The 14946-nt window shown below is 68.5% G+C and carries 11 protein-coding genes; 9 read left to right on the top strand and 2 right to left on the bottom strand.

From position 1 onward, the window contains the following. The first annotated feature begins 141 nt into the window (after positions 1 to 141). The 3 genes from ACXAGF_RS05660 to ACXAGF_RS05650 all read left to right on the top strand — a co-directional run bounded on the left by ACXAGF_RS05660 (position 142) and on the right by ACXAGF_RS05650 (position 4387). Complete coding sequence (locus tag ACXAGF_RS05660; protein WP_475015142.1) at positions 142 to 1458, top strand: UDP-glucose dehydrogenase family protein; 1317 nt, start codon at positions 142 to 144, stop codon at positions 1456 to 1458. Between the two features lie 3 nt (positions 1459 to 1461). Next, a complete protein-coding gene (locus ACXAGF_RS05655; protein WP_475015140.1) occupies positions 1462 to 2472 on the top strand; it encodes an NAD-dependent epimerase/dehydratase family protein in 1011 nt (336 codons plus the stop codon). Positions 2473 to 2671: 199 nt separating this feature from the next. After that, on the top strand, positions 2672 to 4387 hold the full coding sequence (locus ACXAGF_RS05650) for an adenylate/guanylate cyclase domain-containing protein (protein WP_475015139.1): 1716 nt from the start codon (positions 2672 to 2674) through the stop codon (positions 4385 to 4387). 23 nt (positions 4388 to 4410) lie between these two features. Here the strand turns inward: ACXAGF_RS05650 and ACXAGF_RS05645 are convergent, their stop codons facing one another. Continuing rightward, the gene (locus ACXAGF_RS05645; RefSeq protein WP_475015137.1) at positions 4411 to 4896 is read right to left on the bottom strand and encodes a class I SAM-dependent methyltransferase; all 486 of its coding nucleotides are present in this window, start codon (positions 4894 to 4896) and stop codon (positions 4411 to 4413) included. 41 nt (positions 4897 to 4937) lie between these two features. Then, positions 4938 to 6281 carry a nucleotide sugar dehydrogenase gene (locus ACXAGF_RS05640; protein WP_475015136.1) on the bottom strand — a complete coding sequence of 448 codons (1344 nt, stop codon included), beginning with the start codon at positions 6279 to 6281 and terminating at the stop codon, positions 4938 to 4940. A 236-nt stretch (positions 6282 to 6517) separates the two neighbouring features. On the opposite strand from ACXAGF_RS05640, the gene ACXAGF_RS05635 reads away from it, so the two are divergent. From ACXAGF_RS05635 to ACXAGF_RS05610, 6 genes are all read left to right on the top strand, one after another. Continuing rightward, complete coding sequence (locus ACXAGF_RS05635) at positions 6518 to 7882, top strand: adenylate/guanylate cyclase domain-containing protein (RefSeq protein ID WP_475015134.1); 1365 nt, start codon at positions 6518 to 6520, stop codon at positions 7880 to 7882. Between the two features lies 1 nt (position 7883). Then, complete coding sequence (locus ACXAGF_RS05630; RefSeq protein ID WP_475015132.1) at positions 7884 to 8810, top strand: polysaccharide lyase family 20 protein; 927 nt, start codon at positions 7884 to 7886, stop codon at positions 8808 to 8810. A gap of 145 nt (positions 8811 to 8955) precedes the next feature. Further along, on the top strand, positions 8956 to 10845 hold the full coding sequence (locus ACXAGF_RS05625) for an ABC transporter ATP-binding protein (protein ID WP_475015131.1): 1890 nt from the start codon (positions 8956 to 8958) through the stop codon (positions 10843 to 10845). Beyond that, on the top strand, positions 10842 to 12746 hold the full coding sequence (locus ACXAGF_RS05620; protein ID WP_475015129.1) for an ABC transporter substrate-binding protein: 1905 nt from the start codon (positions 10842 to 10844) through the stop codon (positions 12744 to 12746). The genes ACXAGF_RS05625 and ACXAGF_RS05620 overlap by 4 nt, the downstream gene beginning before the upstream one ends. Positions 12747 to 12749: 3 nt before the next feature. Then, entirely contained in the window at positions 12750 to 13748 is a 999-nt protein-coding gene (locus ACXAGF_RS05615) for an ABC transporter permease (RefSeq protein WP_475015127.1), read from the top strand. Beyond that, positions 13745 to 14920 (top strand): ABC transporter permease, encoded by a 1176-nt coding sequence (locus ACXAGF_RS05610; RefSeq protein ID WP_475015126.1) that lies wholly within the window; start codon positions 13745 to 13747, stop codon positions 14918 to 14920. The genes ACXAGF_RS05615 and ACXAGF_RS05610 overlap by 4 nt, the downstream gene beginning before the upstream one ends. Positions 14921 to 14946 lie beyond the last annotated feature (26 nt).

Genomic DNA, 14946 nt, shown 5'->3' with positions numbered 1-14946 from the left:
CCGCCTTTGCCCGGCCCGGACACGCGTCGCCGGAGTCGGCGGCGACGGCAAGATTTGACTTTCATTCTGCGTGCGGATGAATAGAAGTCGCTGCGGATCGCGGCAACGGCTTTCCGGCACTCGGCAAATGAGAGGGGTCCCATGCGAATTGCGATGATTGGCGCCGGCTATGTCGGCCTCGTCTCCGGCGTCTGCTTCGCCGACTTCGGCCACGAGGTCGCCTGCGTCGACAACGTGGAGGCCAAGATCGAGGCGCTGCGCCAGGGCGAGATCCCGATCTACGAGCCGGGACTGAAGGAACTGGTGCAGTCGAACCAGGACGCCGGCCGGCTGAGCTTCACCACCGAACTCGAGACCGCGGTCGCCTGGGCCGACGTCGTCTTCATCGCCGTCGGCACGCCGTCGCGGCGCGGCGACGGTCACGCCGACCTCAGCTTCGTCTACGAGGCGGCGCGCCAGATCGCGCGGGCGGTCAGCGGCTACACCGTCGTCGTCACCAAGTCGACCGTGCCGGTCGGCACCGGCGACGAGGTCGAGCGCATCATCCGCGAGACCAATCCGGACGCCGACGTCTCGGTCGTGTCGAACCCCGAATTTCTGCGCGAGGGCGCGGCCATCAGCGACTTCAAGCGCCCCGACCGCATCGTCGTCGGCACCGACGAGCCGCGCGCCATCGCCGTCATGACCGAGGTCTACCGGCCGCTGCACCTCAATCAGGGTCCGCTGTTCTTCTGCGAGCGCCGCACCTCGGAACTGATCAAGTACGCCGCCAACGCCTTCCTCGCCATGAAGATCACCTTCATCAACGAGATCGCCGACCTTTGCGAACATGTCGGCGCCGACGTGCAGAAGGTCGCCAAGGGCATCGGCTACGACAAGCGCATCGGCGACAAGTTCCTGCACGCCGGCCCCGGCTATGGCGGCTCGTGCTTCCCCAAGGACACCGTCGCCCTCGTCAAGACCGCCTCCGACGCCGAGGCGCCGGTGCGGCTGATCGAGACCACCGTCGCCATCAACGACAACCGCAAGCGGGCGATGGCGCGCAAGGTGATCGCCGCCTGCGGCGGCTCGGTGCGCGGCCGCAAGATCGCCGTGCTCGGGCTGACCTTCAAGCCGAACACCGACGACCTGCGCGAGGCCCCGGCGCTGACCATCATCCAGGCGCTGCAGGACCACGGCGCCGAGGTCGCCGCCTTCGATCCGGAAGGCATGGACGGGGCGCGGCCGCTGCTGACCGGCGTCGAGTTCGGCAGCGACGCCTATGCGGTCGCCGCCGGCGCCGAGGCGCTCGTGCTCGTCACCGAGTGGGATGCGTTCCGCGCGCTCGACTTCCGCCGGCTGCGCGAGGCGATGGCGACGCCGGTGTTCGTCGACCTGCGCAACGTCTACCCGCCGCAGGAAGTCCGGCGCCACGGCTTTTCCTATGTCGGCATCGGCCGCGGCAGCGAAAGGACGTAAGGCGTGCGCTACTTCATCACCGGAACGGCCGGCTTCATCGGCTTCCACCTCGCCCGGCGGCTGCTGGAGGAGGGCCACGAGGTCGTCGGCCTCGACGGCATGACGGCCTATTACGACGTGCGCCTGAAGGAAGCGCGCAACGCCGCGCTGACGCAGTTTCCGCGCTATCGCTTCCACCAGGCGATGCTGGAGGACCAGCCGAGGCTGCGCGAGGCGCTCGAGGGCGCGCGGCCGGACGTGATCGTCCACCTCGCCGCCCAGGCCGGCGTACGCTACAGCCTGGAGGAGCCGCGCTCCTATGTCGAGGCCAACATCCTCGGCACCTGGAACCTGCTCGACGCGGCGCGGGCCGTCGAGCCGCGACACCTGATGCTCGCCTCCACCTCCTCGGTCTACGGCGCCAACGAGAGCGTGCCGTTCCGCGAGACCGACCGGGCCGACGAGCCGCTGACGATCTACGGCGCCAGTAAGAAGGCGATGGAGGTGATGGCCCACAGCTACGCCCACCTCTACCGCCTGCCGACGACGTGCTTCCGCTTCTTCACCGTCTACGGGTCGTGGGGCCGGCCGGACATGGCGCTGTTCAAGTTCACCAGCGCCATCCTCGAGGGCCGCGAGATCGAGCTCTACGGCGAGGGCCGGATGAGCCGCGACTTCACCTTCGTCGGCGATCTCGTCGAGGCCGTGCTGCGGCTGTCGGCGGTCGTTCCGGCCGAGGACAACCGCGTGGCGGCGCCCGCCGGGCTCGACACGCTGTCGCGCCAGGCACCGTTCCGCGTCGTCAACATCGGCGGCGGCCGGCCGGTCGGCCTGACCGACTTCGTCGACACGCTGGAGCAGGCGCTCGGCCGCCGCGCCCGCCGCAAGCTGGTGCCGATGCAGCAGGGCGACCCGCCGCGCACCTTCGCCAGCCCGGACCTGTTGCAGGCACTCACCGACTACCGGCCCGCCACCCCGTTCGCCGAGGGGGTGAAGGACTTCGTCGACTGGTACCGGGATCACTACAACGCCTGAGGGCGGACGCGGCAGGGCGCTTCCCGTTGCCGCCGCGAACGCCGCCTGGGCGTCGGATCGCCGTTGGGCGACACAGCGTCAATCGGGCCTCCCCTTCCACCACCGGCCTCGCCGCCCTATGTGCGGCGGGCCGACGCGGCGACCGGCGAGCCGGCCGGACCCGTCGCCCGACAGAAACGGGAATCATCCGGGACCCATCATGAACAAGGCCATCGCGGCGCTTTCCTCCGAACGTTTCCTGCAGAAGCTGCGCCTTGCGTCCGGGCTCGTGATGCTGGCCTTCCTGGTCATGCATTTCGTCAACCATGCCGCCCTGCTCGTTTCGCTGGAGACCGCGGACCGGCTGCGGCGCCCCTTCTCCGCGCTCTGGCAGAACCCGGTCGGCTCCGCCCTGCTCTACGCCGCCCTCCTCGTCCACGTCAGCCTCGGCCTGCACGGCCTCTACCGCCGCCGGACGCTGCGGATGCCGGCGCGCGAGGCGGCACAAATCCTGCTCGGGCTTCTCATTCCCTTCGTCATCATCGAACACGTCGTCTCGGCCCGGCTCGGCACCAATGTCGACTACCGCGCGGTGGTCACCGGGCTCTGGGTGACAGACCCGCTGTCGGGGCTGCGGCAGTCGGTCGCGCTGGTGGTGATCTGGGCGCATGCCTGCATCGGCATGCATTTCTGGCTACGGTTCCGCAACTGGTACGGCACCGCCGCGCCCTACCTGATGACGGTCGCAATCCTGGTGCCGGTTCTGGCGCTGCTGGGCTTTGCCGATGCCGGACGCATTCTCGCGCACAGCCCGCTGGCGGCGCCGCCGATCCTCGACCGCGATTCGCTGCCTGCGATCGCGCGCGCAGCGCTGTCGGACGCGGGGGCCATCGCCGAGGACCGGATCGCGCAGGTCAAGCGCGCGCTCTATCTCCTGTTCGCCGGCGCGATCGCGCTGGTGTTCCTGCTGCGCGGTCTGCGGGCCCTGGCCGAGCGCGCCAACCAGGTCACCATCCGCTATTCCAGCGGCGCCCTCGTCCGTGCGCCGCGCGGGCTCAGCCTGCTCGAGGGCAGCCGCTACGGCCAGGTGCCGCACTACTCGGTCTGCGGCGGCAAGGGCCGCTGCTCGACCTGCCGCGTGCGCATCCTCGAAAGCGCCGTCCCGCTGCCGCCGCCGGGACCGATCGAGGCGGCCACGCTGGCGCGCATCCACGCCGATCCAGACGTTCGCCTCGGCTGCCAGCTGCATCCCGCCGGCAACCTCACCGTCGCGCTGCTGATGGCCCCCGGCGGCGACAGCGGCCTGCCGGTCGCCACCGAACCGCTGCGCCCGGGCCGCGAGGCGGAGATCGCCGTGCTGTTCTGCGACCTGCGCAACTTCACCGTCCTGTCCGAGACCCGCCTGCCCTACGACGTCGTCTTTCTTTTGAACCGCTACTTCGCCATCGTCGGCCAGGCGGTCGAGCGAGCCGGCGGGCGGCTCGACAAGTTCATCGGCGACGGCGCCATGGCGCTGTTCGGTCTCGGCGCGGACCGCGCCGCCGCCAGCCGCCAGGCGCTCGCCGCGGCCGCGGCCATCATCCGCGACATCGACCAGCTGAACGACGAGCTTTCGCGCGACTTCGACGTGCGGCTGCGGGTGGCGATCGGCATCCATGTCGGCCCCAGCGTCGTCGGCGTCATGGGCTACGGCATGGCCAAGGGCGTGACGGCGATCGGCGACACCGTCAATGTCGCCAGCCGGCTGGAAACGACGGCCAAGGAGCGCGACGCCGCGATCGTCATCTCGGAGCGCGCGCTGATGCAGTCCGGCGTGCCGGTCGACGGGCTCGAGGGCTTCGAGGTCGCCATCCGTGGCCGCAGCGCCTCCATGCGGGTCTTTCCGCTGTCCGCCGAACAGAGCCGACGCCTCGCTCCGGCCCTGGAGCGGGCGTGACGGCTGAGGCGTGAGGGCGTCGGCTACTTCGCCTTGCGGTAGAGGAAGTAGCGGTCCTGCGGCACGCTGTCCGGCACCGGCAGGGCCTCCAGCGCCGGATGCTCCAGCGGCAGGCCGCTGACGGCGATGCCGCCGGCCGCCAGCATGCCGGCCACCATCTGCGGCAGCCAGGTCAGCGTGAGGGCGTCCCTGTCCGCGTATCCGGTGCCGATGTCGGCATGGACCATCGCCGCCGTGGCGGTGGCGAAGGCGCGGCCGGTGTCGCAGATCTCGCCGAGCACCAGGTCCCCGGTCGCCGGGATCGAGGAGGCGTGGGCGCGGCAATCGCGGTCGAAGGCGACGATGCGGCGGCCGGGAAAGCACTCGCGCAGGTGGTTGTACGTGCGCCCGTTACCGAGCCCGATCTCCATGACCGCCCCCTCGCGCGGCAGCTCCAGCCGGTCGCGGACGTGGTTGAGGATGTCGCGCTGCGCCGTCAGGCGGCGAATGAAACTGTCGAGGCGGCTCATGGACCCTATGCCTTCCTTCCGTGCCGGCCGGCGCGCCGGGGCTAGGCCTTGACGATGCCGTCGGCGGCGATGCCGCGCCGCGCGAAGGCGTTGCGGGTGTCGACGATCAGCGGCGCCCAGCGGGCGAGCGCGGCATAGTCGACCGCGTCGTGGTCGGTCGAGATCACCACCGCGTCGTAGCCGCGCACCACGGCCTCCTCGAGCGCCACCGACCGCCGCCCCTTGAGCGCCATGTATTCGCGCGTCTTCGGGATCTCCGGGACGAACGGGTCGTGATAGTCCACCGCGCCCTTGCGCTCCTCGATCAGCTCGATCAGCTTCAGCGAGGGACTCTCGCGGATGTCGGGGACGTTCTTCTTGTAGGCGAGCCCGACGAGGAGGACGCGCGAGCGGCTGAGCGCCTTGCCGAACCTCAGGTCCAGCGCCTCGGCGAGCCTTGCGACCACGTGGCGCGGCATGCTGGCGTTGATCTCGCCGGCCAGCTCGATGAAGCGCGTTGGCAGCTCGAACTCGCGGGACTTCCAGGTCAGATAGAAGGGATCGATCGGGATGCAGTGGCCGCCGAGGCCGGGGCCGGGATAGAACGGCATGTAGCCGAACGGCTTGGTCTTGGCGGCGTCGACCACCTCCCAGATGTCGATGCCCATGGCGTCGTAGAGCACCTTCAGCTCGTTGACGAGGGCGATGTTGACGGCGCGGAAGACGTTCTCGGTCAGCTTCACCGCCTCGGCGGTGCTGTTGGACGAGACCGGCACCACCGCCTTGACCACGGCGCCGTAGAAGGCCTGCATCAGCGCCGAGGCCGCCGGTCCGTCGCCTGCCACCACCTTCGGGATCGTCGCGGTGTCGAAGTCGCGGTTGCCCGGGTCCTCGCGCTCCGGCGAGAAGCCGAGGAAGAAATCGGTGCCCGAGCGGAGCCCGCCGCGCTCCAGAATCGGGCGCACCAGTTCGTCGGTCGTGCCGGGATAGGTGGTCGATTCCAGCACCACCAGCTGGCCCGGCCGCAGCGTTTCGGCGATCGCCTCGGCGGTCCTGACGACATAGGACATGTCCGGCTCGCGGTGCCTGGTCAGCGGCGTCGGCACGCAGATGACGACGACGTCGCAGGCCGCGAGCCCGGAAAAGTCGGTGGTGGACCTGAACCGGCCCGCCGCGCTCTCGGCCGCGAGCGCCGGATCGGGCACGGCGTCGATATAGGAACGGCCGGCGTCGAGCGCGACGATCTTGTCCGGATCGATGTCGAAGCCGGTGACGTCAAATCCGTTTCGCGCGATCGTGATCGCCAGCGGAAGGCCGACATAGCCCAGTCCGATGACGCCGGCGCGGGCGCTCTTTGCTGTGATCGCCTGCAGCAGGCGTTCGGCGGAAGAAGGAAGGAAGGTCAAGGCGTTGTGTCCGTTCGAATGCGGCCCGACCTTTGCTGGCAAATGCGCGCCGCGTCAAGCACGCCGGTCCGCGGCCCGGGCCCGCAGTCGTTCCGGGGCCGAGAATTCTTCGCCGGCGCTTCTGGTTTTGCGATGGCCCCTCACTTATATCATTCGCACTGCCGCCGGCCGGGGGACCGACCGGGGCATTGCTGCGAACCGAAGCGGGCGGGCTTCACACCGGACAAGGACAAAAGATGAACACGCGTGCACCCGACGTTTCCAACATCCTGCTCGACCGGGTCTCGACCTGGCTGAAGACCGCCGCGCTCGGCGGCGAGAGCCTCGAATACGTGATCTCGGGATTCTGCGAGCGCCTCGCGGCGGCCGGCCTGCCGCTCCTGCGCGTGCACCTGAGCTTCTCCATGCTCCATCCGCTCTACGACGCGCTCGGCTTTACCTGGCTGCGCGGCCAGGGCGTGACGGTGGAAGGCTTTCGTGCCTCCGGCGCCGACAGCGAGCCGTCCCGCTTCCTGCTCAGCCCCTATTACTACCTGCTGAGCCAGAACCTCGATCACCTGCGCCGCCGCATCGACCCCAAGGCGCCGTCCGAGTTTCCCATCTTCGACGACCTGAAGAAGCTCGGCGCCACGGACTACATGGCGTTCGTGCAGTCGTTCGGCGAAGCGCCGGGACAGGGCATGGTCGGCTCGTGGACGACCGACATCGCCGGCGGCTTCAGCGACAGCATCATCGAGTCGCTGCTGCGCGTGCAGAACAGCCTTGCGGTCGCCGCCAAGATGGCGGTGCTCGGCAAGCTCGCCGACAACATGCTGATGACCTATCTCGGCGGCAATGCCGGCCGGCGCGTGCTCTCCGGCCAGATCCGCCGGGGCGACGGCGAGACGATCCGCGCCGCGCTGGTGATGGCCGACATGCGCCAGTCGACCGTGCTGGCGGAGAAGGAAGGACGGCAGGCCTACATCGACACGCTGAACGACTTCTTCGACGCCATCGCCACGCCGTTCAACCGCAACGGCGGCGAAATCCTGAGCTTCATCGGCGACGGCTTCCTGGCGGTCTACCCCTGCGGCCGCCACCGCGAGCCATCGCAGGTCGCCGCCCAGGCGGCGATGTCGGCGGTGCGGCTGGCGACGATGCGGATGAACGAACTCAACGAGAAGCGGCGCCAGGACGGGCTGGCCGACATCCGCTACGGCATCGGCCTGCACGTCGGCAACGTCATGTTCGGCAATGTCGGGCTGAAGGACCGGCTCACCTTCTCCGCCTTCGGCGCCGCGGTGAACGAGGTGCAGCGGCTGCAGGGACTGACGAAGAAGTATTCGCAGTCGATCGTCGCCAGCCAGACCTTCGCCACCTATTGCGGCGGCGAGTGGGTCACCCTCGGCCAGGAACGGCTGCGCGGCGTGCGCCAGAAGCTGACCGTGCTGCTGCCCGGCCAGACCAACATGGCGCTCGACCGCGCCGAGGCGCTCGAGGCGGAGGGCCACGACGCCCGTTCGGAGGCCGAACAGGTGATGCTGCTCTATCGCGACGCCCGCTCGAGCCGCGGATCGGAACCGCGCTCGAAGGTGCCGATGATCGCGCGCGGGCTGAACTGACATGGCCGGCGGCCCGTTCGACGCGAAGGGAGCCGCCGCGCCACCGGCCTACGAGGCCCTCCTCGTCGACGGCTTCGACGGCGACGACTTCGCGCCCGCCGGCGGGCTATACTATCGCGACAACCACGAGCAGCGCGCCGGCACGGTGGCGTTCCAGCGCGCGGTCACCCACGGCAGCGCCGGCGCGCTCCGGCTCAGCGTGCGCCCGAATGGCGGCAAAGGCAGCGAGCGCGCGGAGATCTGGGAGCGCACGGCGCTGCGCGTGCCCTATGACCGGCCGGTGTGGTACGGCTTTTCCGTCCGCTTCGCCGATCCCATCCCGCAGGACGACCATCGCCACCTGATCGCCCAGTGGAAACGCGAGATCGGCCCGGCCGCCCGCGGCGACTACAGCCCCTTCCTCGCGCTGCGCCTCGTCCGCGGCCGGCTGTTCGCGACGGTCGAGACGATGTGGCCTGCCGGCGACGCCCGGGCCGGGACGCCGGTGCGTCCCGCCGGCCGCACCCCGGTGTGGCTGCGGCCGGAGAAACGGCAGATGCGGGCGCTCGTCGCCACCGATCCGCGCTGGGAGCCCCGGGACGCGCGCCTGTTCCGGGCCCGTACCGACCGCATCACGGTGATCGACCGGGGCAACCCACTGCCGCCGCCCGAGTCCGGCTGGATCGACTTCGCGGTCATGACAAGGCCCGGGCCGGATGGCTCCGGGCACATCGAACTGTTCGCCAACGACCGCTGGGTGGCGACGGTCAAGGGCCATATCGGCCACGACGACCCGGGCCTCGGCCCGCGGCAATACTTCAAGTTCGGCCCCTATCGGTCGGCCTGCGCCGGCGAGTGGGCGCTCTACTACGACAATTTTCGCCGCTCGATGCGCGCCGAGGACGTGCTGGGCCCTTCTGGCGCGGCGGCCCTGCGGGCCTCCGGCTAGGCGTCGCCCCGGCACAGCCGTGCCCGCACGGCCCGCCCGCAACCCTTGAGCGTACCTGCCCCGGGTATACGATGGACAGGCCAGAGTGCGTCCGCTAGTGTGCCTCCATAAGGCCAGGGACGAAATATTACAGGGGACTCCGGACATGATCTCAGGGGCGGATCTGTTGCGGATCGAGGATCTCAGCATCTCGTTCGCCATGCTCGGCGGCCGCGTCGACGCGGTCAAGCAGGCCAGCCTGCGGGTGCTGCCGGGCAAGGTGACCGCGCTCGTGGGCGAGTCCGGCTCGGGCAAGTCGGTCATCAGCCAGTCGGTGATGCGCATCCTGCCGAGAATCGCCTCGGCCAGCGGGCGGATCCTGTTCAACGACCCGCTGACCGGCGAACAGACCGACCTCCTCAAGCTGTCCCCGGACGGGCCGGACATCCGCGCCATCCGCGGCCGGCGCATCGGCAAGATCTTCCAGGAGCCGATGACCTCGCTGTCGCCGCTGCACACGATCGGCGACCAGGTGAGCGAAGTGCTCACCATCCACGAGGACATGTCGAAGGACGAGCGCCGCGAGCGCACGATCGAGATGCTGCGCCTGGTCGGCTTCGCCCAGCCCGAGCGCGCCTTCAGGATGTACCCGTTCGAGCTGTCCGGCGGCATGCGCCAGCGCGCCATGATCGCGCTGGCGCTGATCTGCCGTCCGGCGCTGCTGATCGCCGACGAACCCACCACCGCGCTCGACGTGACGATCCAGGCGCAGATCCTGCGGCTGCTGCGCGACCTGCAGCACGAACTCAACATGGCGATGCTGCTGATCACGCACGACCTCGGCGTCGTCGCCAACGTCGCCGACGAGGTGGTGGTGATCTACCACGGCGAGATCATGGAGGCCGGCCCGGTGGAGGAGATCTTCCGCCGCCCGGCCCATCCCTACCTGCAGGGGCTGATGGCGGCGGTGCCGCATTTCGACATGAAGCCGGGCGAGCGGCTGAAGGCGCTGCGCGAGGTACCGGTCAACGCCTCGCACCTGATCGGTACGCGCGAGGCCAAGACCGAGCCCGGGCCGGAGATCCTGCTCTCGGCGCGAGACGTGACCAAGTCGTTCATGATCCGCAAGAGCGGCTTCTTCTGGTCCTCGGAAGAGGCGCCGGTGCGCGCGGTCGACGGCGTCAGCTTCGACATCCGCCGCGGCGAATGCCTGGGGCTCGTCGGCGAGAGCGGCTGCGGCAAGACGACCGTCAGCAAGATGCTGATGCGGGCGGTGACGCCCGATTCCGGCTCGATCGTGTTCAACGACCGCAGCGGGCCGGTGGACGTGCTGCGCGCCGAGGGCGAGGACCTGCAGAAGCTGCGCGCCAAGATCCAGATGGTGTTCCAGGACCCGGTGTCGTCGCTGTCGCCGCGCATGACGGTGCAGAACATCCTCGCCGAGCCGCTCGAGATCCATGGCCGCGGCACGCCGAAGTCGCGGCAGGAGACGGTCGGCGCGCTGATGGAGGTGATTGGCCTCAACCGCCGCTACCTCAACCGCTACCCGCACTCCTTCTCCGGCGGCCAGCGGCAGCGCATCGGCATCGCCCGCGCGCTCGCGCTCGGGCCGGAGCTTCTGATCTGCGACGAGCCGGTCTCCGCCCTTGACGTATCGGTGCAGGCACAGATCCTCAACCTGTTGAAGGATCTGCAGAAAGACCTCGGCTTGACCTATCTCTTCATTTCGCACAATCTGGCTGTCGTCGACTATATGGCCGACCGGATCGCGGTGATGTGCGCAGGGCGGATCGTCGAGCTTGCGCCGCGTGAGACGCTCATGCGTGCGCCCGTTCATCCCTACACGAAATCGCTGCTGGCGGCGGTGCCGTTCCCGGATCTGGACCGGCCGCTGGACTTCTCGGCGCTGCAGGCGGCCAATGCCAGCGACATGCGGGACTGGTCGGCTCCGTTCCGCAGGGACGACGACGGCGACGGGCTGGCGACGGTCGATCTGGGCGACGGCCACCTCGTGCTCGCCCGCCGCAATGCCGATATGAGAGAGTTGCGCCCGTGATTACGCGTCGAACCGTTCTCGGCCTGCTGGCCGCCAGTTGCCTGCCCCCGTCGATGGCGCGCGCGGCCCTGCGCGAGCCGGACTTCTTGAAGGCCGAACTCGACGACGGCGCGCTGCCGCCGATGGCGCAGCGCCTTCCCAAGGTGCCGCGCGTCATCCACCTCGGCCAGATGGGGCGCACGCCCGGCCAGTATGGCGGCTCGGCGCGCATGATCATCGGCAGCCAGAAGGACATCCGGCTGATGACCATCAACGGCTATGCCCGGCTCGTCGGAATCGACGAGAACCTGATGCTGCAGCCGGACATCCTCGAAAGCGTCGAGGAAGTCGAGAACCGCATCTATACCTTCCGCCTGCGCGAGGGACACCGCTGGTCGGACGGGCATCCCTTCACCGTCGACGACTTCGTCTACTACTGGGAAGACGTCCTCAACAACAAGGAGATGCGCCCGCGCGGCCTGCCGCTCGACCTGCTGTCCGAGGGCAAGCCACCGCGCTTCGAGGTGGTCGACCCGCTGACGATCCGCTATTCCTGGGACGACCCGAACCCAGAATTCCTGCCGCGCCTGGCCGCGCCGCAACCGCTGACGCTGGCGCTGCCGGCGCATTACATGAAACAGTTCCACCCGCGTCATGCCGATGCGGAGGAGCTCCGGAAGAAGGTCGAGGACGAAGGCACCGACGACTGGACGGGCCTGCACATCAACCGCTCGCGCACCTATCGCCCGGAAAACCCGGAGTTGCCGACGCTCGACCCCTGGCGCAACCTCACGGCGCCGCCGTCCGAGCAGTTCGTGTTCGAGCGCAATCCCTATTTTCACCGCGTCGACGAGAACGGCCAGCAGCTGCCCTATATCGATCGGGTGGTGCTCAACCTCGCCGCCTCCGGCATCATCCCCGCCAAGACCGGCGCCGGCGAAACCGACCTGCAGGCTGGCGGTCTCGACTTTGCCGACTACACCTTCCTGAAGGACGCCGAGAAGCGCTATCCGATCAAGGTCAACCTGTGGAAGCGCACCCAGGGCTCGCGCATGGCGCTGCTGCCCAACCTCAACTGCGGCGACCCGGTCTGGCGCAAGCTGTTCCACGACGTCCGCTTCCGCCGCGCGCTGTCGGTGGCAATCGACCGCGAGGAAATCAACAAGGCGAGCTTCTTCGGCCTGGCCAAGGAGAGCGCCGACACGGTGCTGCCGCAGAGCCCGCTGTTCAAGCCGCAATACCGCGACGCCTGGATCCAGTTCGACCCCGACCTCGCCGACAAGCTGCTGGACGAGGTCGGGCTCACCGACCGCGACGACGACGGCCTGCGCGTGCTGCCGGACGGGCGGAGCGCCAGCCTGATCGTCGAGTCGGCAGGCGAAAGCACCCTTGAGACGGACGTGCTGGAGCTCGTCACCGACCACTGGCGGCAGGTCGGGCTTGCGCTTCACGTGCGCACCTCGCAGCGCGACGTCTTCCGCAGCCGCGCCCTCGGCGGCGAGATCATGCTGTCGGTGTGGCAGGGCATCGACAACGGCATCCCCACCGCCGACATGTCGCCCTTCGCGCTCGCCCCCACCGGGGACGACCAGTTGCAGTGGCCGGTGTGGGGCCTGCACTACCTGTCGGCCGGGCAGAAGGGCGAGCCGCCGGACCTGCCCGAAGCGACGCGGCTGGTCGAGCTGATGATGCAATGGAAGCGATCGACATCGACCGCCGAGCGCCAGGAGATCTGGGCCGAGATGCTGTCGATCTACACCGACCAGGTGTTCTCGATCGGCACCGTCAACGCGACGCTCCAGCCGATCGTTCACTCCGCCCGGATGAAGAACGTGCCGGTGGAAGGGTTCTACGGCTTCGACCCGACCGCCTTCATGGGTGCCTATCTGTGCGACACGTTCTGGTTCGACGGGAGCGCCTAGGCGATGCTGCGATACATCCTCTGGCGCATTGCCGTCATGATCCCTACCCTTTTGCTGATCTCCATGCTGGTCTTCACCATCATCGAGCTTCCGCCGGGCGACTATTTCGAGAGCTACGTCTCCGAGCTGCGCGCGATGGGCGAAGCGGCCGACATGGAGGAGATCGAGGCGCTGCGCGAGCGCTACGGCTTCGACCAGCCGGCGCCGATCCGCTACCTCGACTGGGTCGCCGGCATGCTGACCGGCGACTTCGGCTACTCGTTCGAATACCAGCTGCCGGTCTCCGACGTGGTCGGCGACCGGTTGTGGCTGACGGTGCTCGTCTCCTTCGTCACCATCGTGTTCACCTGGGTGATCGCCTTCCCGATCGGCATCTACTCGGCCACCCACCAGTACAGCTGGGGCGACTACGGGCTGACCTTCCTCGGGCTGATCGGCCTTGCCATCCCCAACTTCATGCTGGCGCTGATCCTGATGTACTTCGCCAACATCTGGTTCGGCACCTCGATCGGCGGACTGATGGACCGCGAGTACCTGAACGAGCCGATGAGCTGGGCCAAGGCCAAGTCGATCCTCGAACACATCTGGATCCCGGTCATCATCATCGGCACCGCCGGGACCGCCGGCATGGTGCGGCGGCTGAGGGCCAATCTTCTCGATGAACTGCAGAAGCAGTACGTGGTGACGGCGCGCGCCAAGGGCATGAACCCGTTTCGGGCGCTGGTGAAATATCCGCTGCGCATGTCGCTGAACTTCTTCATCTCCGACATCGGCTCGATCCTGCCGCAGATCATCTCCGGCGCCGAGATCACCGCCATCGTGCTGTCGCTCGAGACCACCGGGCCGATGCTGATCAAGGCCCTGCAGAGCCAGGACATGTACCTGGCGGGTTCGTTCCTGATGTTCCTCGCCTTCCTCACCGTCATCGGCGTGCTGATTTCCGATATCGCGCTCGCCCTGCTCGATCCGCGCATCCGACTCCAGGGCGGGAGCACCAAATGAATTCTCCCCTACCGCCCTCCGGCGCGCCCCTCCAGCACTACGTCTCCACCGCCCCGTTCGACCCCTATTCGGTCGAGGCGATGACCGCCGGCCAGGCCAAGATCTACCAGGCCTCGCAGATGCGGCTGATGTGGTGGAAGTTCAAGCGCCACAAGGTCGCGCTCGGCTGCGGCATCTTCCTGCTGACGCTCTACATGCTGATCGCCATCGCCGAATTCCTGGCCCCCTACAACCTGCATACGCGCAACATGGACTTCATCCACGCGCCGCCGCAGCGGGTGCACCTGTTCCACGAGGGGCAGTTCGTCGGCCCGTTCGTCTACGGGCGCAACATGACGCTGGACATGGACACGCTCCGGCGCATCTACAGCGACGACCGCACCGACGTGCAGCGGCTGCGCTTCTTCTGCTCGGGCGACGGCTACAAGTTCTGGGGCCTGTGGGCGGGCGACCGGCATCTGGTCTGCCCGGCGGCGGAGGGCCAGATGTTCCTGCTCGGCACCGACCGCCTCGGCCGCGACGTGCTGTCGCGCATCATCTACGGCGCCCGCATCTCGCTGACCATCGGCCTGATCGGCATCGCCGTCAGCTTCACGCTCGGCATCGTCATCGGCGGCCTGGCCGGCTATCACGGCGGCTATGTCGACCTGATCGTGCAACGCATCATCGAGGTTCTGCAGTCGATCCCGAGCATCCCGCTGTGGATGGCGCTGGCGGCCATCATGCCCGTCAGCTGGAGCCCCATCCTCGTCTATCTCGGCATCACCGTGATCCTCGGCCTGCTCGACTGGACCGGACTTGCCCGCGCCGTGCGCTCGAAGCTGCTGGCGCTGCGCGAGGAAGACTACGTGCTCGCCGCCCAGCTGATGGGAGCCTCGAGCGCGCGCATCATCGGCCGCCATCTCGTGCCCGGCTTCATGTCCCACCTGATCGCCTCGGCGACGATCACGATTCCCGGCATGATCCTCGGCGAGACCGCGCTCAGCTTCCTCGGCCTCGGTCTGCGGCCGCCGATCACCAGCTGGGGCATCCTGCTGACGGAGGCGCGCAGCGTCAGCGTCATCGCCTTCTATCCCTGGCTCCTGTTCCCGATGATCCCCGTCATCCTCGTCATTCTGGCCTTCAATTTCCTGGGAGACGGCCTGCGCGACGCCGCCGACCCTTACAAGTGACGCCAATTTGTGCGATGCGTTAATAA

The sequence above is a fragment of the Mycoplana sp. ABR4_002 genome (assembly GCF_056159645.1).
This window is presented reverse-complemented; position numbering and strand designations above follow the sequence as displayed.